At 57.6% G+C, this 26,148-nt stretch carries 23 protein-coding genes and 1 pseudogene; 10 read left to right on the forward strand and 14 right to left on the reverse strand.

What is annotated here, in order from left to right; translation table 11 throughout:
* Window positions 1-55: 55 nt before the first annotated feature.
* From gntT to gntX, 3 genes are all read right to left on the reverse strand, one after another.
* Window positions 56-1,372, reverse strand: coding sequence for a gluconate transporter (gene gntT, locus ENTHG_RS19400; RefSeq protein WP_044183649.1), 1,317 nt, complete (start codon window positions 1,370-1,372; stop codon window positions 56-58).
* Between the two features lie 325 nt (window positions 1,373-1,697).
* On the reverse strand, window positions 1,698-2,273 hold the full coding sequence (gene nfuA / locus ENTHG_RS19405) for a Fe-S biogenesis protein NfuA (protein ID WP_044183654.1): 576 nt from the start codon (window positions 2,271-2,273) through the stop codon (window positions 1,698-1,700).
* A gap of 58 nt (window positions 2,274-2,331) precedes the next feature.
* A complete protein-coding gene (gntX, locus tag ENTHG_RS19410; RefSeq protein WP_044183657.1) occupies window positions 2,332-3,015 on the reverse strand; it encodes a DNA utilization protein GntX in 684 nt (227 codons plus the stop codon).
* Between the two features lie 38 nt (window positions 3,016-3,053).
* Between gntX and bioH the strand changes: the two genes are divergently transcribed.
* The gene (gene bioH / locus ENTHG_RS19415; protein ID WP_044183661.1) at window positions 3,054-3,824 is read left to right on the forward strand and encodes a pimeloyl-ACP methyl ester esterase BioH; all 771 of its coding nucleotides are present in this window, start codon (window positions 3,054-3,056) and stop codon (window positions 3,822-3,824) included.
* 114 nt (window positions 3,825-3,938) lie between these two features.
* A complete protein-coding gene (locus ENTHG_RS19420) occupies window positions 3,939-4,208 on the forward strand; it encodes a YdgH/BhsA/McbA-like domain containing protein (protein ID WP_044183663.1) in 270 nt (89 codons plus the stop codon).
* 33 nt (window positions 4,209-4,241) lie between these two features.
* On the opposite strand, the gene feoC is transcribed toward ENTHG_RS19420, so the two are convergent.
* The 5 genes and pseudogenes from feoC to greB all read right to left on the reverse strand — a co-directional run bounded on the left by feoC (window position 4,242) and on the right by greB (window position 10,397).
* Window positions 4,242-4,484, reverse strand: a complete 243-nt coding sequence (feoC, locus tag ENTHG_RS19425; protein ID WP_044183666.1) for a [Fe-S]-dependent transcriptional repressor FeoC — start codon at window positions 4,482-4,484, stop codon at window positions 4,242-4,244.
* Window positions 4,485-4,496: 12 nt separating this feature from the next.
* On the reverse strand, window positions 4,497-6,815 hold the full coding sequence (feoB, locus tag ENTHG_RS19430; protein ID WP_044183669.1) for a Fe(2+) transporter permease subunit FeoB: 2,319 nt from the start codon (window positions 6,813-6,815) through the stop codon (window positions 4,497-4,499).
* Between the two features lie 27 nt (window positions 6,816-6,842).
* Entirely contained in the window at window positions 6,843-7,070 is a 228-nt protein-coding gene (gene feoA / locus ENTHG_RS19435) for a ferrous iron transporter A (protein WP_044183672.1), read from the reverse strand.
* Between the two features lie 445 nt (window positions 7,071-7,515).
* Window positions 7,516-9,837, reverse strand: a pseudogene (locus tag ENTHG_RS19440) (Tex family protein); the annotation flags it as partial.
* Between the two features lie 80 nt (window positions 9,838-9,917).
* Window positions 9,918-10,397, reverse strand: a complete 480-nt coding sequence (gene greB, locus ENTHG_RS19445) for a transcription elongation factor GreB (protein WP_044183675.1) — start codon at window positions 10,395-10,397, stop codon at window positions 9,918-9,920.
* A 203-nt stretch (window positions 10,398-10,600) separates the two neighbouring features.
* Between greB and ompR the strand changes: the two genes are divergently transcribed.
* A complete protein-coding gene (ompR, locus tag ENTHG_RS19450; protein WP_001157751.1) occupies window positions 10,601-11,320 on the forward strand; it encodes an osmolarity response regulator transcription factor OmpR in 720 nt (239 codons plus the stop codon).
* Window positions 11,317-12,663, forward strand: a complete 1,347-nt coding sequence (gene envZ / locus ENTHG_RS19455) for a two-component system sensor histidine kinase EnvZ (protein WP_044183678.1) — start codon at window positions 11,317-11,319, stop codon at window positions 12,661-12,663. The genes ompR and envZ overlap by 4 nt, the downstream gene beginning before the upstream one ends.
* 119 nt (window positions 12,664-12,782) lie before the next feature.
* On the opposite strand, the gene pckA is transcribed toward envZ, so the two are convergent.
* The 5 genes from pckA to ENTHG_RS19480 all read right to left on the reverse strand — a co-directional run bounded on the left by pckA (window position 12,783) and on the right by ENTHG_RS19480 (window position 18,937).
* A complete protein-coding gene (pckA, locus tag ENTHG_RS19460) occupies window positions 12,783-14,402 on the reverse strand; it encodes a phosphoenolpyruvate carboxykinase (ATP) (protein WP_044183681.1) in 1,620 nt (539 codons plus the stop codon).
* Between the two features lie 347 nt (window positions 14,403-14,749).
* Complete coding sequence (gene hslO / locus ENTHG_RS19465) at window positions 14,750-15,628, reverse strand: Hsp33 family molecular chaperone HslO (protein ID WP_044183684.1); 879 nt, start codon at window positions 15,626-15,628, stop codon at window positions 14,750-14,752.
* A 24-nt stretch (window positions 15,629-15,652) separates the two neighbouring features.
* On the reverse strand, window positions 15,653-16,054 hold the full coding sequence (hslR, locus tag ENTHG_RS19470) for a ribosome-associated heat shock protein Hsp15 (protein ID WP_044183687.1): 402 nt from the start codon (window positions 16,052-16,054) through the stop codon (window positions 15,653-15,655).
* On the reverse strand, window positions 16,054-16,734 hold the full coding sequence (yrfG, locus tag ENTHG_RS19475) for a GMP/IMP nucleotidase (protein ID WP_044183690.1): 681 nt from the start codon (window positions 16,732-16,734) through the stop codon (window positions 16,054-16,056). Before yrfG ends, hslR begins: the two co-directional genes overlap by 1 nt.
* Before the next feature lie 64 nt (window positions 16,735-16,798).
* Window positions 16,799-18,937 carry an intracellular growth attenuator family protein gene (locus ENTHG_RS19480; RefSeq protein ID WP_044183692.1) on the reverse strand — a complete coding sequence of 713 codons (2,139 nt, stop codon included), beginning with the start codon at window positions 18,935-18,937 and terminating at the stop codon, window positions 16,799-16,801.
* Between the two features lie 315 nt (window positions 18,938-19,252).
* Here ENTHG_RS19480 and nudE point away from each other — a divergent pair, with 315 nt between their 5' ends.
* The gene (gene nudE / locus ENTHG_RS19485) at window positions 19,253-19,813 is read left to right on the forward strand and encodes an ADP compounds hydrolase NudE (protein ID WP_044183694.1); all 561 of its coding nucleotides are present in this window, start codon (window positions 19,253-19,255) and stop codon (window positions 19,811-19,813) included.
* Between the two features lie 85 nt (window positions 19,814-19,898).
* Here the strand turns inward: nudE and mrcA are convergent, their stop codons facing one another.
* A complete protein-coding gene (gene mrcA, locus ENTHG_RS19490; protein ID WP_044183696.1) occupies window positions 19,899-22,451 on the reverse strand; it encodes a peptidoglycan glycosyltransferase/peptidoglycan DD-transpeptidase MrcA in 2,553 nt (850 codons plus the stop codon).
* A 120-nt stretch (window positions 22,452-22,571) separates the two neighbouring features.
* On the opposite strand from mrcA, the gene ENTHG_RS19495 reads away from it, so the two are divergent.
* The 5 genes from ENTHG_RS19495 (at window position 22,572) to hofQ (ending at window position 25,883) form a co-directional block, all read left to right on the forward strand.
* Window positions 22,572-23,240, forward strand: a complete 669-nt coding sequence (locus tag ENTHG_RS19495) for a DNA utilization protein HofM (RefSeq protein ID WP_425325303.1) — start codon at window positions 22,572-22,574, stop codon at window positions 23,238-23,240.
* 117 nt (window positions 23,241-23,357) lie between these two features.
* Window positions 23,358-23,897, forward strand: a complete 540-nt coding sequence (locus ENTHG_RS19500) for a PilN domain-containing protein (RefSeq protein WP_044183699.1) — start codon at window positions 23,358-23,360, stop codon at window positions 23,895-23,897.
* Window positions 23,881-24,339, forward strand: coding sequence for a HofO family protein (locus ENTHG_RS25720; RefSeq protein ID WP_052332739.1), 459 nt, complete (start codon window positions 23,881-23,883; stop codon window positions 24,337-24,339). The genes ENTHG_RS19500 and ENTHG_RS25720 overlap by 17 nt, the downstream gene beginning before the upstream one ends.
* Entirely contained in the window at window positions 24,326-24,733 is a 408-nt protein-coding gene (locus ENTHG_RS19510; RefSeq protein WP_052332740.1) for a HofP DNA utilization family protein, read from the forward strand. Before ENTHG_RS25720 ends, ENTHG_RS19510 begins: the two co-directional genes overlap by 14 nt.
* A complete protein-coding gene (gene hofQ, locus ENTHG_RS19515) occupies window positions 24,645-25,883 on the forward strand; it encodes a DNA uptake porin HofQ (RefSeq protein ID WP_044183701.1) in 1,239 nt (412 codons plus the stop codon). The genes ENTHG_RS19510 and hofQ overlap by 89 nt, the downstream gene beginning before the upstream one ends.
* Window positions 25,884-26,148 lie beyond the last annotated feature (265 nt).

Raw genomic sequence — 26,148 nt, forward strand, 5'->3', positions numbered from 1 at the left:
GACGTTTATCCCACCCTCTCCCTTTCAGGGAGAGGGCCGGGGTGAGGGTTGAGGGTTAAATCACCATATTCAGCAGCAGACAACCTACCAGGCCGCACACCGAAATAATTGTTTCCAGCGCCGACCATGACTTGATGGTCTCACCGATCGTCAGGTTGAAATACTCTTTGAACAGCCAGAAGCCCGGATCGTTAACGTGAGAGAAAATCACGCTGCCGGAGCCCACGGCGATGACCATCAGTTCCGGGCTTACGCCGGTAGTGGCGATCAGCGGGGCGGCGATACCGCCAGCGGTAATTGCCGCGACGGTTGCAGAACCGAGCGCGATACGCAGCACGGCGGCAATTGACCAGGCCATAAACAGCGGCGACAGGTTGGTTGCATGCATCAGAGAGGCGATATATTTATCCACGCCGCTATCCACCAGCACCTGCTTGAACGCGCCGCCGCCGCCGATGATCAACAGCATCATGGCGATAATCTTGATCGAACTGACCAGCGTGTCGTTGATGTCGTCCATAGAACGGCCACGGTTCAGGCCGAAGGTGAAGACGGCAATCAGCACCGCGATCATGGTTGCCATCACCGGGTCGCCGAAGAACTCCGCGTAAGGCAGAATGGCGTGGCCTTTCGGCAGCAGCATTTCAGCAACGGCGCGCAGGGCCATCAGAATCACCGGCACCAGCGCTGTCCAGACGCTCACGCCAAAGCCCGGCATCTCTTCTTCGCTAAAGGTCTTTTTATTGTAGAGCCCTTCCGGAATCGGCTTATCGATACCTTTCAGGAAGCGGGCATACACCGGGCCTGCGAGAATAACGGTCGGAATACCCAGCAGCGTACCGTAGAGCAGCGTTTTGCCCATATCAGCATGGAAGATGGTGGCAATAGCGGTCGGACCGGGGTGCGGCGGCAGGAAGCCGTGGGTCACAGAGAGCGCGGCCGCCATCGGCACGCCGACATACAGCAGCGGAATGCGCGCGGCAGCGGCGATGGTGAAGACCAGCGGCAGCAGCAGCACGAAGCCCACTTCGTAGAACAGGGCGAAACCAACGGTAAAGCCGGTCAGTACCACGGCCCACTGAATATGCTTCTCGCCAAATTTTTCAATCAGCGTAGTGGCGATGCGCTGCGCGCCGCCGCAGTCCGCCAGCATTTTACCCAGCATCGCGCCGAAGCCCATGATCAGCGCAAGGCTGCCAAGGGTTCCGCCAACACCGGCTTTGATTGATTTAATAACGGCATCCAGCGGCATGCCCTGCATCAGGCCGACGGCAAGCGCGACCAGAATCAGAGCGATAAATCCGTTCAATTTGAAGCGGATCATTAATAACAACAACAAGATTACACCGATAGCAACGATGACTAATGGCATGATTTACCTGGCCTTAATTTGTTATGGGTAACGTTTTTCTGTCAGCGTCTGCGATGCGCTAATAACGAGCATAACGGAGCGCTGCGGCGCCAATTCCGGCTTACATCCGCCGTCTAAAAGAATAGCTGGATGTTTTTATAATTTTGGCGTCGCGCAAGATGATACGGGTAACATTTGGCAAAAGAGAATCACCGGCCTGGTTTAAATTTGCAATCTGAGAAGCTTGTCAAAAAACAGGCAGGAAATGAGAGGAAAAAGAGGGGCAAAAAAGGACAAAAAAGATACGGGTAACACGTTCTCCCTGACGGGAGAACGTGATGAGACATCAGTAGTAAGAGTGTTCGCCGCGCTGGTGTTCGGTCAAATCGCGCACCCCTTTCAGTTCCGGGAATTCGTTCAGCATCTGCTTCTCGATCCCTTCCTTGAGGGTCACGTCGACCATTGAACAACCGTTGCAGCCGCCGCCAAATTGCAGGATGGCGTAGCCTTCGTCAGTGATTTCCATCAGCGTAACGCGGCCGCCGTGACCGGCAAGCTGCGGGTTGATTTGCGACTGCAGCAGGTACTCAACGCGCTCCATCAGCGGCGCGTCATCGGACACTTTACGCATTTTAGCGTTCGGCGCTTTCAGGGTGAGCTGGGAGCCGAGCTGGTCGGTAACAAAATCGATTTCCGCATCTTCCAGATACGGGGCGCTTAACTCATCGACGTAGGCGGTCAGCTGTTCGAATTTGAGGGCGGTGTCAGTGGCTTCCACTGCGTCTGGCGGGCAATAAGAGACGCCGCATTCAGCGTTCGGCGTGCCTGGATTAATCACAAACACGCGGATTTGCGTCCCTTCTTCCTGATTTGCCAGCAGTTTAGCGAAATGCGCTTGCGCGGCATCGGAGATTCGGATCATAGCAATGGCCTAATAGTTGACTATTTTACTTGGTTATAATACGCCCATCATCGAGGGTCTACAAGGTTCGACACAGGCACCATACCTGAACAGACGCCGCGCCGTTGCGTTTTAACAACTGACTTATCTCTGCGACGGTGCTACCGGTAGTGACGACATCATCCACGATAACCATATGGAGCCCCTGCACGGGCAATTCAAGGCGAAAGGCATTTTTCAGGTTACGTTTGCGTAGCCGCGCACTGAGGTGGTGCTGGATAGCCGTCGGGCGAACTCTGACCATCGCCGACGGTGAATAGCGGCAGCGCAGCCAGCGAGCCAGCTCCCGGCACAGCAGATCGCTCTGGTTGTAGCCTCTGCGCCACGCTCTTCGCCGGTAAAGCGGTACGCTAATTATCATATCGGGGCGGGGGAGCACGCCTGCTGCGCGCGTATAGACCACTTTCAGCAGCAGAAGCCGCGCCAGAGCCGCGGCCATCTCAGGGCGACGGCTGAATTTAAACTGATGTACCAGGCCGCTCAGCGGAGGACGATAGTCGCTGACGGCAACCATAGCGTGCCAGGCGGGTAATTTGCGCAGGCAGCGACCGCAGGGGAGAGCGGCGCTTGCGGCTGGCAGCGCGCAACACGGGCAGACGATGCCCAGCATGGCGACAGCCCGCGTGCAGCTTGAGCACAGCCCCCAGCGTGAGAGCGCAAGCGGCATTCCGCATAGCCAGCATAAGCCGGGCACTGTTAGCATAGTTAACCTCCCTGTTTAAACAACGAGAACAATAACTGATGAAAGAGATCTGGTGGGAAACCAAAGGTGAAGGCGATCGTCATCTTGTGCTGCTGCACGGGTGGGGGCTGAATGCGCAGGTCTGGGATTGCATCGTGCCGCAGCTTCGCTCGCAATTTACACTGCATCTGGTGGATCTGCCGGGCTACGGGCGCAGCGGTGGTTTCCCGGCGATGAGCCTGCAAGAGATGGCGCAAACCGTGCTGGCGCAGGCGCCGCAGCGGGCGGTGTGGCTGGGCTGGAGCCTTGGCGGGCTGGTGGCAAGCCAGATCGCCTTAACCGCCCCTTCCCGCGTAAGCGCGCTGGTGACGGTCGCCTCATCGCCCTGTTTTAGCGCGCAGGAGGCGTGGCCGGGCATCAAGCCCGAGGTCCTGGCAGGGTTTCAGCATCAGTTAAGCGAGGATTTTCAGCGCACGGTCGAGCGTTTCCTGGCGCTACAAACGCTGGGCACGGAGACGGCGCGGCAGGATGCCCGCAGGCTTAAAGAGGCGGTGCTTTCTCTGCCCATGCCCGGCGCGGAGGTGCTGAACGGCGGGCTGGAGATCCTTAAAACCGCCGACCTGCGTACAGCACTGAGCTCGCTGCAGATGCCGTTCTTGCGGCTTTATGGCCATCTTGACGGGCTGGTGCCGCGCAAAATTGTTCCCCTGCTGGATTCGCTGTGGCCGCAGAGTAAATCGGTGATTTTCCCCAAAGCGGCCCATGCGCCGTTCATCTCCCATCCGGATGCTTTTTGCGAGGCGCTGGCGGCGATTAATCACCCAGCGTAATTATTGCACGGCTGGAAAAATAGCCGTTTTGCAACAATACTCATTATGTTACGGCGCTATGGAACGTATGCGCCGTAACGACACAACATTTTAGAACCTGAGGAGAATCATGGTATGAAACTTGTTACAGGTATTGTTGCATCTCTGGTGATCGGTTCCCTGTCGTTTGGCGTTATGGCGGCCCAGGAACTGGAAAAAGATAAAGTGAAAGATATGAATCTGACGAAAGTCGGCACCATTACTACGTCAGACACCACCGCGCCGATGGATGCTAAAAAAGAGCTGTCGAAAAAAGCGGATGAGCTGGGCGGCACTTACTTCGTTGTGACCAGCGGCGAGAAAAATGAGAAAGACATCCACGCCACCGCGGATGTCTATAAGTAATTGCCTGTGAAGCGGGTCGGCTGATCCGCTTTCTTACGCTGTCAGCGTCCACCACTCACGGCGGCAGGCCGTTTTCCCTTCGGGGCAGTTTTTACACTCCCCTGTCAGGCAATTCTGTAATTCCTCTTCAACGCGCGCCGCTTTTCCCATTGCCTCCATGCGATGGAGCATCGCCTCTACCAGCGAGGGTGACAGATGTAGCGCGGCGCTCAGCTGGCTGGCCTCCATACGGCCCTGTAGCGCCAGCATATTGCGGATATCCAGTAGCGATGCCATCTTTACCTCCGGTTAATGACAGTCGCCAGCGGGGCTGTCGCAGCAGCTGGCAACGGTTTTACGCGTTGCCAGCAGGTTGACATCCACGCGGCTTCTGGCGCGGCGCAGAGCGCCAATAACCAGCACGTTGAAGAGGATCACCGCCAGAATGCAGGTCAGGCTATAGGCCGGATGCTGGCTAAAGCTTGCTGTCTGGTAGAAGAGGGTGGCAAGCGAATACGCGATATTGAGCCCCCACAGAATAGAGAAGCCCATCCATCCGCGGCTGGATTCCCGGGCGATAGCCCCCATTACCGAAATGCAGGGGATGTAGAGCAGAACGAAAATCAGGTAGCTGTAGGCTGCGGCCGGGCTGCCGAATTTTTCGCTCATCACGCCCATGGTGCCGGTCTCCATTTCGCCATCGCCTTTGCTGGCTTCAATAGGGTTCGCCAGCACGCTCAGGCTGAATGTCTCTTTCAGGCTGCTCCAGGTCTCTTCCAGCGCGCCGCCCAGTTCGTCGGTCAGGCTAAATTCCGCCGGATTGAACTCCTCTTCCTGAATATTCTCGGCGGTGTAGAGGGTGTTAAGCGTACCCACAACGACCTCTTTCGCCATGGCGCCGGTAAACAGCCCGACCGTGGCCTGCCAGTGGTCGCCGTGAACGCCAATCGGCTCCAGCAAGGGGGTGAAGACGCGGCTGACGGAGGCCAGCGCCGAGTCGTTAATGTTGTGCACCGGTTTGCCGCTCAGGGAGAAACTGTTGAGGGCGCTGAGGAAAATGCTCACCACCACAATGACTTTACCGGCGCGCAGTACGAAGCCTTTCAGGCGCTGCCAGGTTTGCAGCACCAGGCTTTTCAGGTGCGGTACGTGGTAGACGGGCAGTTCCATAATAAACGGCGACGCTTCACCGCGCATAATGGTGTGTTTCAGCATCAGGCCGGTCAGAATGGCCATCACAATGCCCAGCACGTACAGCGAGAAGACGGCCAGCGCCCCCTGCTGACCAAAGAACGCAGCGGCAAAGACGGCGAAAATCGCCAGCCGCGCGCCGCAGGACATAAACGGCGCCATCATAATGGTCATCAGCCGTTCGCGCGGCGCATCCAGCGTGCGAGCGCCCATGACGGAGGGCACGTTGCAGCCGAAGCCGACAATCAGCGGCACGAACGATTTACCCGGCAGACCGAGCGCCTGCATCAGGCGATCCATCACGAACGCGGCCCGCGCCATGTAGCCGGAATCCTCCAGGAATGAGAGGAACAGGTACATCATGCCGATTTGCGGCACCAGCGGTAACACGGTGTTGATACCGCCGCCGAGCCCCTGCGCGAGAAATACCGTCAGCCAGTCCGGGAAGTGCAGCGTATAGCCAAGCCACTGAATGCCGTGCACGAAAATCGCCACCGAGCCCGCGTCGAAAATGGGCGACAGCGCGCCGCCAATGTTAATGGCGAGCAGGAACATCAGGTACATGACGAACAGGAAAATCGGCAGGCCAAGCACGCGGTTCAGAATGATACGATCGAGGGCTGCGGTAAAACGGCTGGACTCGGCGGTTAAGGTATTACTGACCGCTTCACAGACGGCGGCGATAGTCTGGTAGCGAGCGTCAGCGATATGCAGCGCCGGATCGTCCATCTCCCCTTTCAGGCGGGCAAGGGAGGCGTCCAGATATTGAGCGGCATTCCCGGCGTAGGCGCGACTGTAAATATCGCCCTCCAGCATTTGCAGGCCGAGCCAGCGGCGCTGCTGCGCGGACATTGCCGAAGACATGCTTTGCGCGAGTTTTTCCGCTTCCTCCACGAGAGGCTGCGGGTAATGAACCCGCTCAACATCGCTGTTGACGCGATGGCGATCGAGCGCCATTTTCAGGGCTTCAATACCGCGCCCTTTGGTTGATACCAGCGGTACTACCGGGCAGCCGAGACGGGCGGAAAGCGCGTCGATATCGATCCGCACCTTTTGTTTTTCCGCGATATCCAGCATGTTGAGCGCCACCACGCAGGGGATGCCCAGCTCCAGCAGTTGCAGCGTGAGGTAGAGGTTGCGCTCAAGGTTGGAGGCGTCCACGACGTTAATCAATACATCGGCTTCGCCGCCGAGGATGTAGTGGCAGGCGATCTGCTCATCAAGCGAGGTCTGCGAGGAGATAGTGGTTAGCGAATAGGTGCCGGGCAGGTCAACCAGCGTAACCTGATGATCGGTAGTGGCAAATAACCCCTCTTTACGCTCAACCGTTACGCCAGCCCAGTTGCCCACCCGCTGGCGAGCGCCGGTCAACTGGTTAAATAACGTTGTTTTGCCGGAGTTAGGATTACCAATTAATCCCACAGTTAATTTCTGCATGGTGCATTACTCTTTATTTTCTGACCATTAACGGGAAAGGGCTTCCAGTTCCAGAAACGCCAGATCCTTTTTTCTTAACACCAGGTTAACGCGTCGGGTTTCAATATGAATGGGGTCGCCTAAGGGCGCGATACGCACCACACTAAATGATGAGCCAGGCAACATACCTAAAGAGAGGAGTTTCTGGCGCCACGCCGGGCTTATTTCGCTTGAAAAACCCGTTATTTTCCAGGTGCTTTCAGGTGAGAATTGCATAGAGCCTACTTATTAATATCGAAATTTGTGTTCTGTTCATGCCGGACGGGCATGAAACCAACCGGTTAGCCAACAAGCGAATGCGGGATACGTCATTCAGGCAATGATAATGAGAATGGTTTCTATCATCGCTATTAAACCGCGACGCAGGCCCGAGGGAAATCACAATTCGAAATTAAGTTGATATGGCTCAATATTTATCGCATTAACTTTTTAGCGCGTGGAATAGAGATGTCGAAGAGATGAAAAGTTATTTGAATTTATTTCATCACTTTATGGGTAAATAATGAATTAAGTTGTTAATGACTTGAAAATAATACTGAATATCAACGCAATAAAAATACAAGCGGCGGAGCGGGTTGGTTAATAATTTTGACAATTTGTCAGGGGGAGCTTTTCCAGCGGTAAAACCCCCTCCTCGCGGAGGGGGCAGAAGATTAACGTTTTTGCCCATGGCGGCCGCCAGCGCATCCATCATGGCGCTGTTCCCGGCTGGCTGCGCGTCGCGGCCACGGGGTTTTGCCGCTTTCGCCGCCGGGCGGTTACCCTGCGCGCGGTCGTTACCGCCGCCGCGGCGCGCGTTACTGTCGCCTGGCTGTTCATCAAGCCGCATGGTCAGCGCGATGCGCTTGCGCTGGAGGTCCACTTCCAGCACTTTGACCTTCACGATATCGCCTGCTTTCACCACGGTATGCGGATCTTCCACAAACTTATCGGCCAGCGATGAGATATGTACCAGGCCATCCTGGTGCACGCCGATGTCAACAAACGCGCCGAAGTTGGTGACGTTAGTGACCGCCCCCTCCAGCACCATGCCCGGCAGCAGGTCGTTCATGGTCTCCACGCCGTCGGCGAACTTCGCGGTTTTAAACTCAGGGCGCGGATCGCGGCCCGGTTTTTCCAGCTCTTTGATGATGTCGGTAACGGTGGGCACACCGAATTTATCGTCGGTGAAATCAGCCGCTTTCAGCGCTTTCAGTTCGCTGCTGTTGCCCATCAACTCTTTTAGCGCCTGCTGCGTCGCCGCCAGAATGCGCTCCACCACCGGATAGGCTTCCGGGTGCACGGTTGAGGCGTCGAGCGGGTTGTCGCCGTGGTTGATGCGCAGGAAGCCCGCGCACTGCTCAAAGGCTTTCGGCCCCAGACGGCTCACTTTCAGCAGCTGCTGACGGTTCTGGAACTGGCCGTTTTCATCGCGCCAGGCGACGATATTCTGCGCCATCATCCGGGTCAGTCCCGCCACGCGGGTGAGCAGCGGAACGGAGGCGGTGTTGAGGTCAACGCCAACGGCGTTCACGCAGTCTTCTACCACCGCATCCAGCTTACGGGCCAGCTGCGTCTGGCTGACGTCATGCTGATACTGGCCGACGCCGATGGATTTCGGATCGATCTTCACCAGCTCCGCCAGCGGGTCCTGTAAGCGACGGGCGATAGAGACCGCGCCGCGCAGGGACACATCAAGGTCCGGGAACTCCAGCGCCGCCAGTTCGGAGGCGGAATAGACAGACGCGCCCGCCTCGCTGACGATCACCTTCTGCGCGGTGACCTTCGGGAACTGCTTCTGCACGTCGAGGAAGAAACGCTCGGTCTCGCGCGATGCCGTACCGTTGCCGATAGCCACCAGTTCGACGTTGTGTTTTTCACACAGCGCCGCCACGGCTACCGCCGCTTTCGCCGCCTGGCCGGTATGCGGGTAGATAGTGTCGGTCGCCACCAGTTTGCCGGTGCCGTCCACCACGGCGACTTTTACGCCGGTGCGCAGGCCAGGATCGAGACCCATTGTCGCGCGCAGGCCTGCCGGGGCGGCCATCAGCAGGTCGTGCAGGTTACGGGCGAAGACGTTAATCGCTTCTTCTTCCGCACGCTCGCGGACGGTGCCCATCAGTTCGGTTTCCAGGTGCATCAGCACCTTAATGCGCCAGGTCCAGCTCACGACGCCTTTGCGCCAGCTGTCCGCCGGCGCGTTGTTCAGGCGCAGCCCAAGATGATCCTGAATAATCTGTTCGCAGTGGCTCTCTTTCGGCGGTTCATCAAACTGCGGATCGGCATTGAGCGAAAGCTGCAATATCCCTTCGTTGCGGCCACGGAACATGGCCAGCGCCCGGTGCGACGGTACGCTGGAGATAGGCTCGTGATGGTCGAAGTAGTCGCGGAACTTGGCCCCTTCTTCCTCTTTGCCGCTTACCACGGCAGCAACCAGGTGGGCGTTTTTCCACAGGTAATCACGTACCTTCGCCAGCAGCGCGGCGTCTTCGGCGAAACGCTCCATCAGAATGTAGCGCGCGCCGTCGAGGGCGGCTTTGGAATCGGCTACGCCTTTATCGGCGTCGATATACTTCGCGGCTTCTGTTTCCGGATCGTGGGACGGCTCGTTCCACAGCAGGTCGGCCAGCGGCTCCAGCCCCGCCTCAATGGCGATTTGCCCGCGCGTGCGGCGCTTCGGTTTGTAGGGCAGGTAGAGATCTTCCAGCTCGGTTTTGCTGAGGGTGCCGTTGATGGCTTTCGCCAGATCGTCGGTCAGCTTGCCCTGCTCGCCGATGGATTTAAGAATGGCCTGACGGCGTTCTTCCAGTTCGCGCAGGTAGCCCAGACGGGTTTCCAGATTACGCAGCTGCGTGTCGTCCAGACCGCCGGTGACTTCCTTACGATAACGTGCGATAAACGGCACGGTGTTCCCTTCATCCAGCAGGCGAACAGCGGCTTCTACCTGTTCAGCACGTGCCTGGAGTTCACCCGCAATAATGCGGCAGAGCGAATCATTCATCATGGCTTTTTCATCTAGTGGATCAAAAATCAGGGGATAGTTATACGGACTGGCTGGCAAAAATGCCAGCCGTCGGGGGAAGTTCAGGACGATTTAACGTACTCGATTTCGTTGACGTACCAGGTTGCCTCGCCGCCGGGCGTTTGTACGACCGCGACATCGCCCACCTCTTTTTTCAGCAGCGCGCGGGCCATCGGCGAGTCGATAGAGATGTAATCCTTACGACCGAAAATTTCATCGTAGCCTACGATGCGAAACCGCAGGGTATCGCCGTCATCATTCTCAATCTCTACCCATGCGCCGAAAAACACCTTGCCCTCCTGCTGCGGGGAGTAATCGACGATCTTTAAATTCTCCAGGCACTTCGACAGGTAGCGCACCCGGCGGTCTATCTCCCGCAGGCGCTTTTTGTTGTACTGATAGTCGGCGTTCTCGCTACGGTCGCCGAGGCTGGCCGCCCAGGTGACTTTTTTGGTGACTTCCGGGCGCTCCTGACGCCAGAGAAAATCCAGTTCCTGTTTAAGCTTGTTATAACCTTCTCGCGTGATCAGGGGCGTTTTCATCTTATTGCCTTCTAACGAATCAATTTCTTTGCAAATAGCCTGGCGCTCAGCGTAGTTTCTGTGATGAATTGTCCAGATAAGCTGCTGTAAAATATGCTTTGTAACAATTTCGACTAGAATTTATACCAGAATTAACTGGCTGTAGACGCGCACTTTTTTAGAATACATACCCATAATTGTCGGATCCTTTGGGAGTATAAACAATGCAAGAGAATTATAAGATTCTGGTCGTAGATGACGATATGCGTCTACGCGCATTACTTGAACGTTATCTTACCGAGCAAGGCTTCCAGGTTCGTAGCGTCGCTAACGCAGAACAGATGGATCGCCTGCTGACCCGTGAGTCCTTTCACTTAATGGTTCTTGATTTAATGCTGCCGGGGGAAGACGGGCTCTCTATCTGCCGTCGCCTGCGTAGCCAGAGCAACCCGATGCCGATCATTATGGTGACGGCAAAAGGGGAAGAGGTTGACCGTATTGTCGGGCTGGAGATCGGCGCCGATGACTATATCCCGAAACCCTTCAACCCGCGTGAACTGCTGGCGCGTATTCGCGCGGTGCTGCGCCGTCAGGCGAACGAACTGCCGGGCGCGCCTTCTCAGGAAGAGGCGGTCATTGCCTTCGGTAAGTTCAAGCTCAACCTTGGCACCCGTGAAATGTTCCGCGAAGACGAGCCGATGCCGCTCACCAGCGGGGAGTTCGCCGTGCTGAAAGCGCTGGTCAGCCACCCGCGCGAGCCGCTCTCCCGCGATAAGCTGATGAACCTGGCCCGTGGCCGCGAGTATTCGGCAATGGAACGCTCCATTGACGTACAGATCTCCCGTCTGCGCCGCATGGTGGAAGAAGATCCGGCGCACCCGCGTTATATTCAGACCGTGTGGGGCCTGGGCTACGTCTTTGTACCGGACGGCTCTAAAGCATGAGGCGAATGCGCTTCTCGCCGCGCAGTTCATTTGCCCGCACGCTGTTGCTGATTGTCACCCTGCTGTTCGCAAGCCTGGTGACAACCTACCTGGTGGTGCTGAACTTCGCCATTCTGCCGAGCCTCCAGCAGTTTAATAAGGTTCTCGCCTACGAAGTCCGTATGCTGATGACCGACAAACTGCAACTGGAGGACGGCACGCAACTGGTGGTGCCACCCGCCTTTCGTCGCGAAATCTATCGCGAACTGGGTATCTCGCTCTACTCCAACGAGGCCGCAGAAGATGCGGGCCTGCGTTGGGCGCAACACTATGAATTTCTCAGTCAGCAGATGGCGCAGCAGCTTGGCGGCCCGACGGAAGTCCGCGTCGAGGTCAATAAAAGCTCGCCGGTGGTCTGGCTGAAAACATGGCTGTCACCCAACATCTGGGTGCGCGTGCCGCTAACGGAAATCCACCAGGGCGATTTCTCGCCGCTGTTCCGCTATACGCTGGCGATCATGCTGCTGGCAATAGGCGGCGCGTGGCTCTTTATCCGCATCCAGAACCGGCCATTGGTGGACCTTGAACACGCCGCGCTGAAGGTGGGGAAAGGGCATATTCCGCCGCCGCTGCGTGAATATGGCGCCTCCGAGGTGCGCTCCGTGACCCGCGCCTTCAACCAGATGGCGGCGGGAGTGAAGCAGCTGGCGGACGACCGTACTTTGCTGATGGCGGGGGTGAGCCACGACCTGCGCACGCCGCTGACCCGCATCCGGCTGGCGACCGAAATGATGGCGGAAGAGGACGGCTATCTTGCGGAGTCGATCAATAAAGATATCGAAGAGTGCAACGCCATCATCGAGCAGTTTATTGACTATCTGCGCACCGGCCAGGAGATGCCGATGGAGCTGGCCGACCTTAATGCGGTGCTGGGCGAGGTTGTTGCCGCAGAGAGCGGCTACGAGCGTGAGATAGATACCGAATTGCACCCCGGCGAGATTATGGTGCGCATGCACCCTCTCTCCATTAAACGCGCCCTCGCCAACATGGTGGTCAACGCGGCGCGCTACGGCCAGGGGTGGATTAAGGTTAGCAGCGGCATGGAGCTCAACCGCGCCTGGTTCCAGGTGGAGGATGACGGGCCGGGCATTAAGCCAGAACAGCGCAAGCACTTGTTCCAGCCGTTTGTGCGCGGCGACAGCGCCCGCAGCACCAGCGGCACAGGCCTGGGGCTGGCGATTGTTCAGCGTATTGTGGACAACCACAACGGCCTGCTGGAGCTGGGCACCAGCGAGCGTGGCGGGCTCTGTATTCGCGCCTGGCTACCGGTTCCGGTCACGCGTGGGCAGGTTAAAGAGAGCTGAGATCTGTAGCTGCATGCGGACCTCCCGGGTGCGCATGACGCTTATCCGGGCTACAAAAATTTGTAGCCCGGATAAGGCGTTTAGCGCCGCATCCGGGAAGCCTGTGCGTTGCCGTTTGGCTATAACCCTGGACCTGCGCTCACCAGCGCCGCGCCCGCTGGCGTATCGGTATACTTCTCGAAATTCTGCATAAACAGTTTCGCCAGCGTTTGGGCTTTCTCCTGCCACTGCTCCGGCGAACCGTAGGTATTCCGCGGATCGAGGATCGCCGGGTTTACCCCCGGCAGCGAGGTGGGGATCGCCAGATCGAATATCGGCAGGGTAAAGGTCTCGGCATCATCCAGCGAACCGTCAAGAATGGCGTCGATGATCGCCCGCGTATCTTTAATGGAGATGCGTTTTCCTGTGCCATTCCAGCCGGTATTGACCAGATACGCCTGCGCGCCTGCCGCCTGCATCCGCTGCACCAGCACCTCGGCGTACTGCGTCGGGTGGAGTGACAGGAACGCCGCGCCAAAGCAGGCGGAGAAGGTAGGCGTCGGCTCGTTAACGCCGCGCTCGGTGCCGGCAAGTTTAGCGGTAAAGCCAGAGAGGAAGTGATACTGCGTCTGGTTTGCCGTCAGGCGGGAAACCGGCGGCAGAACGCCGAACGCATCCGCTGTCAGAAAGATAACTTTGGTGGCGTGCCCGGCTTTAGAAACCGGCTTAACGATATTATCAATATGATAAATAGGGTAGGAGACACGGGCGTTCTCCGTTTTGGAGGCGTCATCGTAGTCGATGGAGCCGTCAGCGCGCACGACCACATTTTCCAGCAGCGCATCGCGGCGGATAGCGTGGAAGATGTCCGGCTCGGCCTCTTCCGACAGGCGAATGGTCTTGGCGTAGCAGCCGCCCTCAAAGTTAAAGACGCCATCGTCATCCCAGCCGTGTTCATCGTCGCCAATCAGTCGGCGTTTCGGGTCGGTGGAAAGGGTGGTTTTACCGGTGCCGGAGAGCCCAAAAAAGACCGCCACATCGCCTTTTTCGCCCACGTTCGCCGAGCAGTGCATTGAGGCGATACCCTTGAGCGGCAGCAGGTAGTTCATCATTGAGAACATCCCTTTTTTCATCTCGCCGCCGTACCAGGTGCCGCCAATTAACTGAATGCGCTCGGTAAGATTAAAGGCGACGAAATTTTCTGAATTCATCCCCTGTTCTTTCCACTGCGGGTTGGTGCACTTCGCGCCGTTCATCACGATAAAGTCGGGCTCGAACGCTTGTAATTCGCTGTCGGTCGGGCGAATGAACATATTCTTCACGAAGTGGGCCTGCCAGGCGACTTCGGTAATAAAGCGGACGGAAAGGCGGGTATCAACGTTGGCGCCGCAAAAGGCGTCGACAATAAACAGACGCTTGCCGGAAAGCTGCTGCGTCACCAGCCCTTTAAGATGTTGCCAGACTTCCTGCGTGAGCGGTTTGTTGTCGTTCTTACCTTTACCGTTATCGGACCACCAGACGGTGTCGCGGGTTATGTCGTCACGGACGATGTACTTATCTTTCGGCGAGCGGCCGGTAAAAATACCGGTGTCCACCGCGACAGCGCCGGAATTGGTCAACACGCCACGCTCGTATCCTTGCAGATCTGGACGGAGCTCCTCCTGATACAACGTATCGTAGTCGGGGTTGTAAACGATATCCTGGACATCGTTGATACCATAAGCCTTGAGATCCTGCGGGGTTAATTCGTTAACGCGCATGTCACTGCTCCTTAGCCAATATGTACTGCCTGAAATTGTAGGGTTGTTCTTTATCCGCTGACCGCGATGAGGCTCATAGATTTACGTATCTCGACAAACGCAAACATACGGAAAACGCTGTGACAAAGGTCACGGGGCGATACAGATTCTGGCAATAATAGACATATTCATCGAGTTAATGTTATCAAAGCGACATAAAGCAGTATTTTAAACGGCAGGTTTGTGACTGTAATCGCTTTCATGAAAGTAAATTACGTAAGACTTTCACCGGGCATTTTAGCAGAAACGTGACGCGCAAAACAAAAACGCCACCGTGAGGTGGCGTGATAAATAGCGCAGCGGGGGGATTAGTGCACCTGCGGGTCGGCAGGAGAGGCGTTGTTGCGGATTTCCGCAATGTCCATCGCATTAAACAGGTAGTGGTTGCCGCAATAATCGCAGTGCATATCGATCTCGCCCTCTTCAGCGATGATGCTATCCACTTCTTCATCAGGCAGCGTCTTTAACGCGCCAGCGCAGCGTTCGCGCGAACAGGTGCATTTGAACTCCACCTCCTGCGGATCGTACAGCGTGACCTCTTCTTCATGATACAGACGCCACAGCACTTCTTGCGCCGGAAGCTCAAGCAGCTCTTCGGCTTTAATGGTTTCCGTCAGCGTCGCCAGATGCTCGAAGTCCTCGGCCTGGGTATCCTGCGCCGGTAAAACCTGCAGCAGCATGCCGCCTGCGGCCGGTGCGCCTTCGACGTTGCCGGTACGAATGAACAGGCGGGTCGGCAGCTGTTCGGAACGCAGGAAGTAATCTTCCAGGCAGGCCGCCAGCGTGTCGCCTTCGAGGCCTACCACGCCCTGATAGCGTTCGCCCTCTTCCGGGGTGATGGTAATGACCAGATAGCCATTGCCCACCAGGGTTTTCAGATCCGCATCGTCGGCGATATCGCCCTGTACCCGCGCCACGCCGCGCATCTGCTGGCGGTTATTCCCGTTGATGACTGCCAGGCTCATCGGGCCGTCGCCCTGCAACTGCACGGTGATATCCCCGGCAAATTTCAGGGTCGCGGTCAGCAGACTGGTCGCGACCAGCAGCTCGCCGAGAATGGTTTTCACCGGCTGCGGATAGTCGTGATTTTCGAGGATCTGCTTCCAGGTTTCAGAAACGGTTACCAGCTCGCCGCGCACGGCATAGTTTTCGAACAGGTAACGGTGTAATTGGTCATGTTGAGCCATAGTTTTCTCTCTTGCGGGTGCGCGTTACTCGCTGTCACCGAATTTAAATTTTCGCAGGTCGCGGCGCTCTTTTTTGTCAGGCCGACGATCCGGGTGCGGCATGGTCAGCGCGTTCATCTTGCGCGCCAGCGCCACTTTTTCGCGTTTTTCGACGCTCTCCGCCGTCTCTTCATAGAGCAGGACGGCTTCGCTGGCAGGGCGGCGCTGTTCAGTAATGCCTTTCACAATGACCGTGCGTTCGTCATTGCCCTGCCGCAGCGTCAGAGTGGCGTTAAGCTCCACAAGCTTGCTCGGCTTACTGCGCTGGCCGTTGTAGTGCACTTTGCCGCCTTCGATCATTTCGCGGGCCACCGCGCGCGTTTTATAAAAGCGCGCCGCCCACAGCCATTTGTCCAGGCGGACCTCAGGCGTCGACTGTTCTTTCATTAACCCTCCTGTCGGCTCAGCGAAGGAATCAGGCGGCGATAGTCGTTCATACCGGGATGGCGCAGATAGCGCTTTTCCGCCAGCCCGGAATCCGGGTTGGTCACGCCCAGGCAATAACGAATACCAAACGTGGCGGCGGCATCCAGAATCGGCTCGCTGTCGTCAATAAACAGGGTTCTTTCGGGGTTTAAACCTGTTTCGCGCGCTACGGCCTGCCACAAACGCTGATCCTCTTTCGGATAACCAAATGTGTGGGTGGAAAGTAATAAATCAAGGTGCGAAGCGAGACCGGTATGTTCGAGTTTGACCGCCAGATTATGCGGATGCGCATTGGTCAGCAAAATGCGCCGTTTGCCGCTTTTTTTCAGCGCATCAAGAAACGGAACCGTATCTTCACGTAATACCGCCCGTGGCCCCTGCTGTGTGGTCATCGCGCAGATATCCAGCCCAAGCCGCTCGCTCCAGTAGTCCAGACAGTACCAGTTTAGCGTATGCTGCACCGCGTGATACGCCTGGCGGATGACGTCCTGCGCCTGGGCAAGGGTAATACCCTGTTTTTCGCCGAATGTTTCAGGCACCAGCGTTTGCCAGAAATAGGTATCGAAGGCGAGATCGAGCAGCGTACCATCCATATCCAGCAGAACGGTGTCTACGTTCTGCCAGTCGATATCAGTGTGCATGGGAAAACTCCGGCCAGAAAGAGAAATGCGCGTCAGATTAACACACGGACGCGCAAATCGGTTATCAGCTGAGGTTATCGGGGTGGGTCATCAGCGTTGGGTTGAGGCAGCTTTCGTAATAACGCTGGATCTCCGTCAGACGGGTGCGGTTACGATGATAGCGGCGCACAGCCAGAAAACCGTTGTAGAGGCAACAGGCCACTAAAGCCAGTAGCAGAAGCGAGGTGCTGATATAGCGCCACAGGCCGCTGCTGTTGTCCGGCATACGGTGCAGGCGAATATGGCGTGTCCCGTTAGCGTCCGTGGAGATATTGGTGATAATGCCTTCGGCGCTAAACGGCGTTTGCATCAGCATTTCCGCCAGCCGCTGAAATTCCGTCCACTGCTCCGTAGCCGGAATGTCATACAGCGCGACGGGAGGGTAGGGCTGATCCACCAGCTCGCTGCCCTCTTCACTGATAATCAAAAAGCCGCCGGGAGCCGGGCTGTTCAGGGCCTGCGCGGCGCGGGTGGTTTCCCGCAAAATAAACGGCGCGGTAGAGGTGGTGACCAGATTATCGAGAGATTCCGCGCTGACCGGCCGCAAAAGCACGTTCACGCCCGTGAGCTTGCCCGCGCTGGCGCGTGCGGTCAGGGTCTCCCAGTCTTTGCTGTTACCGAGATTCACCAGCGCGTTTTTCAGGCGCAGGCAGTCGTCCTGCGCAGCGCACAAATCCTGGGTTTTCAGCACAATCTCGGCGAAGTCGTCCAGCAGCACCATGCCCGATTTTTGAATCGCGCTGCGCAGAGCCGGGCTGACATGGGAAGCCTCATCCGCCGTAGGATGAAGCTGCCGGTTTACCGCCTGAACCAGCGCGGTCGCTTTCGTGACCGTCTCCGATTCCGGCAACGGCAGCGGCGGCGCATCATTCCAGATAATCTGCGAACAGTCGAACGGCGTAAAAGGCGAGCTTTGCCGTGCGGTCCAGTTGCCGGCTGAATGGATGCTGCACATACCGGTACTGCGAATGCTCAGGGCATCGCCCACGCGCAGACGGGTCTCTTCGAGCTGGTTGACGCTGGTTACTTCAATGGTCTGCGAGCCTTTAATCCACGAAAGCGTAAATTTGATGGGCATATCCAGCGGTACCCACAGCAGCAGCATTATCAGCACCACCAGCGCGCCAAATGCGATAACGGCGCTACGCACCCAGTGCTGCAGCGGGAAGTTCTTTACCTCGTCATGAAGCGATAAAAAACGGCCCTGACGAACGACATGCCGGTCCAGATAGATATCAATATCCGTCTGCTGTCCCAGATCCTGGGCAATAAACGGCTGCCAGTGACGCGGGTAAATCAGATCGATAATGCCCAGAGAAATATTATTGATCTGTTCCTGATTATTTTCGCCAAACAGCCCCCAGCGCTTGGGCGTTCCGCGCAGGCAGTGGATTTCACGCAGGGCGTTTCGGGCTGGGGGAGCGAACAGCCCCCAAAGCCCGGCGGCGAGCAGCATAATGCCCGCGCCAGCCAGCCACGGCACAAACACGTCGGGCGTGACGAGGCAGAAGAAAAAGAGGAGAAGTGAAGTGCAAATAAGCAGCGCCTCGCGCATGCCGTCCGGACGGCTTAGCGCATACTCTTCCGGGGTTTCATGACGGATATTGAGCAGCTCAATTTGTTCTGACTCTTCACCACGTATGGCGGAGTGATGCGACGCGGGGTGCTCCGGCAGCAGTGCCTGCTCATCGGGCCTGAACTCGCTCAACGAGTGGCCGTTCAGGGAAATCACCAGCGGTAGGGTATCCGTGCGAATCAGTTCGACGCTGTTTTCGTCGTTAATGTACTGCTCCCAGAACGGCGGGAGATGGACTTCCACGGAATCGAGATAGTAACGCCATTTATTGGGCGCATCGGTGGTAATGCCATAGCGGGTAATGGCGCGCGTAACGCTGATAACGGTATTGCTTTGCGCGTTAAGCGCAAGAGAAACGGGGGCAGTGGTGGCGCCGGTGGGGCCGGGTACCTGGCGGATACGGGAGAGCGATTCCAGATAATTTTCAACGGCGTTGCGCTCATCTGGAGTTAATTTACGGGTTGTCGCGCCAGCGAAGGCTTGCTGATGTGGCAGACGATATCGCCGTTGCGATCGCATTCTGTAAAACCACCCGACAAGGCATGCGCAGGCCAGCATAGCAGCGAGAAAAATAAACATGGTGCTCATGCTTTCCCCATTTTACTTATTTTAACAGGTGTAGTCAGTCGCACCCTATTCCACGTAATCAATGTAATGAGAAGAGTACCAGGCAACTCGTTGATTTTATAAGACGCGCCTGGCCACTCGCGGGAGTTTAGCAAAGCCGCGATAATTGGAATATCAGCAAATTCTTAGTTTGATTTCAACCTCTTGACTTTTAGGTTTATTTGGAGGAGCAATACAATCAGGTTGCAGAATTGTAAATGAAACTGCAAGTGCATTGCCGAAACCGTGTGGTATGTCGCACAATGACGGCAGTATTCTCTGGAAAGACCGATAATAATGAGCAAATCATTGCAAAAACCCACCATTCTGAACGTTAAAACCGTTGCTTCTTCACGGCTTTTTAATGTCGAAAGCGTGGATCTGGAGTTCAGCAACGGCGAACGACGCGTTTATGAACGTATGCGGCCCTCCACGCGCGAGGCGGTGATGATTGTGCCTGTCGTGGACGATCACATTATTCTGATCCGCGAATATGCCGTGGGTACGGAATCGTATGAGCTGGGTTTCTCGAAAGGGTTAATCGACCCTGGCGAGACTATCTATGAGGCGGCTAACCGGGAGCTTAAAGAAGAGGTGGGTTTCGGCGCGCATAACCTCACCTTCCTGAAAAAACTCAGCATGGCGCCTTCCTACTTTTCCAGCAAAATGAATATCCTGGTGGCTGAGGATCTCTATCCCGAATCGCTGCCCGGAGACGAGCCGGAGCCTCTGCCGCAGGAGCGCTGGCCTCTTGCCCATCTGATGGATCTGCTGGAAGAGCCTGATTTTCATGAAGCCCGTAACGTCAGCGCGCTCTTTCTGTTGAGGGAGTGGCTGAAAGGGCAGGGACGGCTATAAAAGAAGCGCTTTCGCGCTTTTTTATAGTTTGGCTTGCGTAGCCCGGATAAGGCGTTATTACGCCGCATCCGGGAGGCTGCTGCAATCAGAACAACTCGTGCGTCTCGCCATTATCAATAATGGTCGTTCCCACTTCATGTACCGCCTGGTGAGTCGGCTGCGTCCCTTCGATAAAGTACTCCTGTCGACTGCTGCCGCCGCTGGCCAGTTGCCCGGTGCTGCGGTCGATATTGACGGTAACAATGCCCGGCGGCGGCGTTAGCGGCTCTTCCGGCACGCCATCAAGTACCGCTTTCATGTAGGCATCCCACGCTGGCTGGGCGCTTTTCGCCCCGCCTTCATAGCCGGAGATCTGATCTTTTATCGCTCCGGATGCGCTGGTGCGGCCTAAATCACGGCGATGGTCGTCAAAACCGATCCAGACGGAGGTCACCACGCCCGGCCCATAGCCTGAGAACCAGGCATCTTTCGAGCTGTTGGTCGTCCCGGTTTTACCGCCGATATCATTACGTTTCAGATCGCGGCCTGCGCGCCAGCCCGTACCCTGCCAGCCCGGTTCGCCGAAAATGTTGCTGTTCAGCGCGCTTTTAATTAAGAACGCCAGCGGCGTGCTGATGACGTGGGGGGCGTACTCTTCGCCGCCGCTTCTTGCCACCAGATCGCGGTTAGCCTGCTCCAGCTGCGGCATCGGGACGGACGGATTCTGCTCCTCCTGCGAAATGGCCACGTTCTCCATATCTTTATTTTCCAGCATGTCCGATTTCGGCGTATCGCCGTAAATCACTGGAATATCGCAGTCGGCGCAGGCGATTTTCGGCTTCGCCTCAAACAGCACGCCGCCCTGATCGTTCTCGATTTTGGCGATAAACCACGGATCGACCAGGAAACCGCCGTTGGCCATGACCGCGTAACCACGGGCGACCTGGAGCGGCGTAAACGATGCGGACCCCAGCGCCAGCGACTCGGTATGCACGATATTCTGCGCCGGGAAGCCGAAGCGCTGCAGGTATTCCGCCGCGTAATCGACGCCCATCGCACGCATCGCGCGCACCATAACCACGTTTTTCGACTGTCCAAGCCCCTGACGCAGGCGAATTGGGCCCGCATACTCATTCGGCGAGTTCTTGGGCCGCCAGTCGGAGCCTGCACCCGCATCCCAGCGGGAGATGGGCACGTCGTTCAGAATGCTTGCCAGCGTCAGGCCCTTATCCATCGCCGCGGTGTAGAGGAACGGTTTAATGTTCGAACCCACCTGGCGTAGCGCCTGCGTTGCACGGTTAAACTTGCTCTGGTTGAAATCGAAGCCGCCTACCAGCGCCAGTACAGCGCCATCGCGCGGGTTGATGGAGACCAGCGCCGAGTTGACATCCGGCACCTGCGCCAGCCACCAGGCTTCGTTAACCATGCGGACCCAGATTTGCTGGCCGGTTTGCACCACATCCGTCACCTTACGCGGCGTTGGCCCCTGCTGGGTATCTGAGCGGTAAGGGCGCGCCCAGCGTACCCCATCCATGCGCAGCGACACTGACGTGCCGTCGCTAAGCAGGGCGGTGGCCTCCTGCGGATTCGCCGCCGTCACCACCGCCGGTTCCAGCGGCCCGTAGGTCGGCAGCGCTTTCAGGGTATCGGTGATTTTCTTGCTATCCCAGGCCTGCTCGCCGGGCTTCCACAACACGTTCGACGGGCCGCGGTAACCGTGGCGCATGTCGTAATCCATCACGTTGTTGCGCACCGCGTCCTGCGCGGCCTGCTGCACTTTACGGGTGATGGTGGTATAGACGCGGTAGCCATCTTCGTAGGCTTTCTCGCCGTAGCGGTTGACCATCTCCTGACGCACCATCTCCGAAAGATAAGGGGCAGAAAAGGCAATTTCCGGTGCGTGGTAATTAGCGTCAATAGGTTCCGCGCGGGCCTGGTCGTACTGCTCCTGAGTAATGTAGTGCTCGCTGAGCATACGCCCCAGCACCACGTTGCGCCGGGAGGTGGCGCGGTCAAGAGAGTAGAGCGGGTTAAATGTGGACGGCGCCTTCGGCAAACCGGCGATAACCGCCATTTCGCTCAGGCTTAGCTGATCCACCGATTTGCCAAAATAGACCTGCGCCGCCGCACCCACGCCGTAAGCGCGATAGCCGAGGTAAATTTTATTCAGGTAGAGCTCAAGGATTTCATCCTTGTTCATTAACTGCTCGATGCGGATGGCCAGGAAAACCTCTTTCAGTTTACGCATCAGAGTACGTTCAGGACTGAGGAAGAAGTTACGCGCCAGCTGCTGCGTAATGGTACTGGCCCCCTGCGAAGCGTGGCCGGAAAAGAGCGCGACGCTGGCCGCACGGAAAATCCCGACCGGATCGACGCCGTGATGTTCATAAAAACGGCTGTCTTCGGTCGCGATAAACGCTTTTACCATAACCGGTGGAATTTGCTGCAATGTGACGGGAATACGACGCTTTTCACCATACTGCGCAATCAATTCGCCATCAGCGCTATAGACCTGCATTGGAATTTGTAACCGCACATCTTTCAGCGTGGCGACATCAGGTAGCTGTGGCTCAATAAATTTGTACAGGCCATAAATCGAGCCTGCTCCCAGCAGAATGCAACAGACTGCAAGGATGAATAAATACTTTACGAACTTCACCGGAGGATTCCCATTTAGTTTCATTTGGGCAGTTTATAAACAACCGCGCGGTAGTATAAATGCAAGCCTGATGCATTGATATAGCCGTTCACTTGACTGGCGATAGGGAGGTCGCAATTTATGGCATTCGGGCACTGGCAGATTGGTCTGCATATTCAGCAAGATAGCGCGCTTAGCGTGGCGCTCTCCTCTGGTCGATCGGGGCGGGCGCTGCGCCGCTGGTGGCACATTCCTTTACCGGCAGGCACCGTGGATAACGGGCGTCTTAAAGCGCCGCAGCAGCTCTTTTCCGCACTCCAGCCCTGGCGCGACGCGCTACCGCAGCGCCATCAGGTGCGTCTTGCCTTTCCCGCTGCCCGAACGCTGCAAAAAAAGCTGCCGCGCCCGGCCATGTTCCTGCGGGAGAAAGCGCTGACCACCTGGCTGTCTCACGCGGTGGCGCGCGAACTGGAGATGTCGACAGACGATCTGCGCTTTGACTATGCGGAAGATTCGCTGGAGCAGGCCTGGAGCGTGACGGCCGCGCAGCGTAGAGAGGTGGCGGAGCTGCTGGAGATGGCGAAAAAATTTGCGCCTCAACCTGGCGGCGATCACCCCGGACGCCTGCGCGCTACAGCGCTTCATCCCCTTTTTGACGCCCCCCGCCGCCTGCGTTGTCTGGCAGGACGAGGCACAATGGCTGTGGGCGACACAGTACGGCTGGGGGCGGCGGGCGCGCGAAGAGGCTCCCGCGCCGTGCGATCTGGCGGCAACGCTTGGGCTGGCGGAGGCGCAGATAACGCTCTGTAGCGACGCGGCGAACGGTTTTGACCCCTGGGGTACGCTGGTGCGGCTGCAGCCGCCGCTGCCGGAAAACGGCGACCGCTACGCCGTCGCCATTGCGCTGGCGCTGGGAGAGCGCCCCTGATGACGCAGCTCGTCAACCTTATGCCGTGGCGACAGCGACAGCGGCAGGCCAGCAGGCGGCGCTACTGCTGCTTTCTTCTTTCGGGCGGGCTGGTCATCGCGCTGGCGACAGGCGGGCTGTACGCTTGTGCCCGCGTCGACCGGCTCGCCGCCGCGCTGCGGCTGCGGTCTGACGAGGGTGCCCTTGCCGCACTGAGCGGCAGGCAGCCCCATTATCAGGCGCTCCACGAGGCGTGGCTTCGCCAGCAGGCGCAGGCGCAGCGGCTGGAGGCCACGCTTGCCTGGCATCCCCGGCTGTCGACGCTGGCGCAAGCCATGCCTGAAAGCGCCTGGCTTACCGAAATTCGGTATCGTCAGGGGCAACTGGCCATTTCTGGCCTGGCCCGTTCGTTTTCGGCCCTGCATGACATGGAGCATGCATTGAAAGCGACGCGCGGCTTTCGCCTGAGCCACACCGGCGAGACGGCGCGGGATACGCAGGGGCGCTGGCGCTTTCAATATCAGCTTGTTGAGGATAGCGAGCATGTGGCGCTGCCTTGATATCTGGTACGGCTTAACCGCGAGGGGGCGCGCAGGCTGCATGGCGCTGCTGATGGCGATGCTTTCGTTGCTGCTGTGGTGGGGGCTGGTGCAGCCCGTGTCGCGGGAGCGGGCGTCACTTGAGCAGCAGCAGGCGGCTACGCAGGCGCAGCTTGCGGCGCGCTGGCGTGCGCTGCTGGCGCTGAAACCCCCTGCACCGGCGTTTGTCGCCAGCAAAACGCCCTTTTCGCCGCTGGCATTTAGCGAGCCGGGGCTGCGGCTGATTCAATGGCGGCCATCCCTGCGCGGCGGCGAGATGACTCTTGATGCGGCGTGGGAACGAATACCGGCGGTCTTTTCTCATCTTGCTGAATGCCATATGCGCGCGCCAGCGTTCTCCGTCACCGCCAAAGAGGGCGGGCTGCACTTTTTACTGCAGGTGGAAGACGATGAGCAGGAGTAAACGCCTGGCGGCGGCGGTTTTACTGATGCTCCTGCTCACGGCGATGCGCGACCCGTTCAGGCCGCCGCCGGACCGCTGTATGGCAGCGGCGCTTACCCAGTGGCGCTACCAGGGGATGGTTGTCGCCGGGGAAGCGGCCACGGGCATTGTGCGCGAACCGCAAGGCCGGTGGCGGCGCGTAAGGGCTGGCGATACCCTGCCCGGCGGCTGGCGAATTGATGAGGTTGGTAAAGAGGCAATGCGTATCACGCTTGCTCAGGGATGCGAGCCCCAGCGCTGGCGCTGGCAACGAGAAGGAGTTCAGGATGCGACAAAAAGTGATGGCGATGCTGTGCCTTATCAGCACGCTGGCAAGCGCAAAAGCGCCCGCGCCGGTCACGCTGATGGTGGATGATGTGCCGGTAGCGCAGGTATTACAGGCGCTGGCCGAGCAGGAAAAACGCAACCTTGTTATCGCCCCGGAGGTATCCGGCACCCTCTCGCTACATCTGGTGGAGGTGCCGTGGAAGCAGGCGTTGCAGACCGTCGTCGCCAGCGCCGGGCTGTCGTTGCGTAGCGAAGGCAACATTCTGTTCGTCCACTCCGCCGCCTGGCTACAACAACAGCGCGACGCCCGCGAGGCGGCGCAGGAAAAACAGAAACAGAGCCTGCCGCTGGAAGATCGCAGTATCGCATTACGCTATGCCGACGCGGGGGAACTGGCGAAGGCGGGGGCGAAACTGCTTGGCCCGAAAGGCACGCTGACCGTCGACACGCGGCTCAACCGCCTGCTGATCCGCGATCACAAGGCCGCCCTGAACGCCATGGAAAAGTGGGTGGCGCAAATGGATTTGCCCATTGAGCAGGTGGAACTGGCGGCACATATCGTCACCATCAATGAGAAAAGCCTGCGCGAGCTGGGCGTTAAATGGGGGCTGGCTGAGGCGACAAAGCCCGGTCAGCGCGGGCAGGTTACCGCGCTTTCGGCCGATCTCTCCGTGGAGGAGGCCACCGTGCGGGCGGGCTTTAATATCGGCAGCATCAACGGACGGCTGCTGGATCTCGAGCTTTCAGCGCTGGAGCAAAAACAGCAGCTGGAGATTATCGCCAGCCCGCGGCTGCTGGCGTCGCACAGGCAGCCCGCCAGCATAAAGCAGGGTAGCGAAATCCCCTATCAGGTCTCCAGCGGCGAAAGCGGGGCCACGTCGGTGGAGTTCAAAGAGGCGGTGCTCGGTATGGAGGTCACGCCGACCGTGCTGCCTGATAAGCGCGTGCGCCTGAAACTACGGATCAGCCAGAACGTGCCGGGGCAGGTGCTCCAGCAGGCCGATGGCGAGGTGCTGGCCATCGATAAGCAGGAAATTGAAACGCAGGTAGAGATTAACAGCGGCGATACGCTGGCGCTGGGCGGCATTTTTTCTCAAAAAAACAAAGCGGCCACTGACAGCGTGCCGTTGCTTGGCAGCATTCCCTGGCTTGGTCGACTGTTTCGTCATGACGGAAAAGATAATGAACGCCGCGAACTGGTGGTCTTTATTACGCCACGCCTTGTCCCTGTACGTTGATCCATACCTGGGCTGCGCTCCTTTTTATGCACAACACGCGACAGGTGTTTGACGTGAGAGATGATTTAGCTTACAAGGAGTACCGATTTGAGCGTCAGCTATCTCCGTCTTACCATAAGTCGTATTAACGTCAGGTTGGTGATTTATTCAGTTGCCAAACCTGTTGCAGTACTGAGATAATTTTTGGTCTGACTCTCGCACTATCGCATATGAGGTTTCAGTTCATGTCCGGCTTCGCACGGTGTCAACGGAGCGGATTTATCAT

It is taken from the genome of Phytobacter massiliensis JC163 (assembly GCF_000321045.1).
GTDB lineage: Bacteria > Pseudomonadota > Gammaproteobacteria > Enterobacterales > Enterobacteriaceae > Phytobacter_A > Phytobacter_A massiliensis.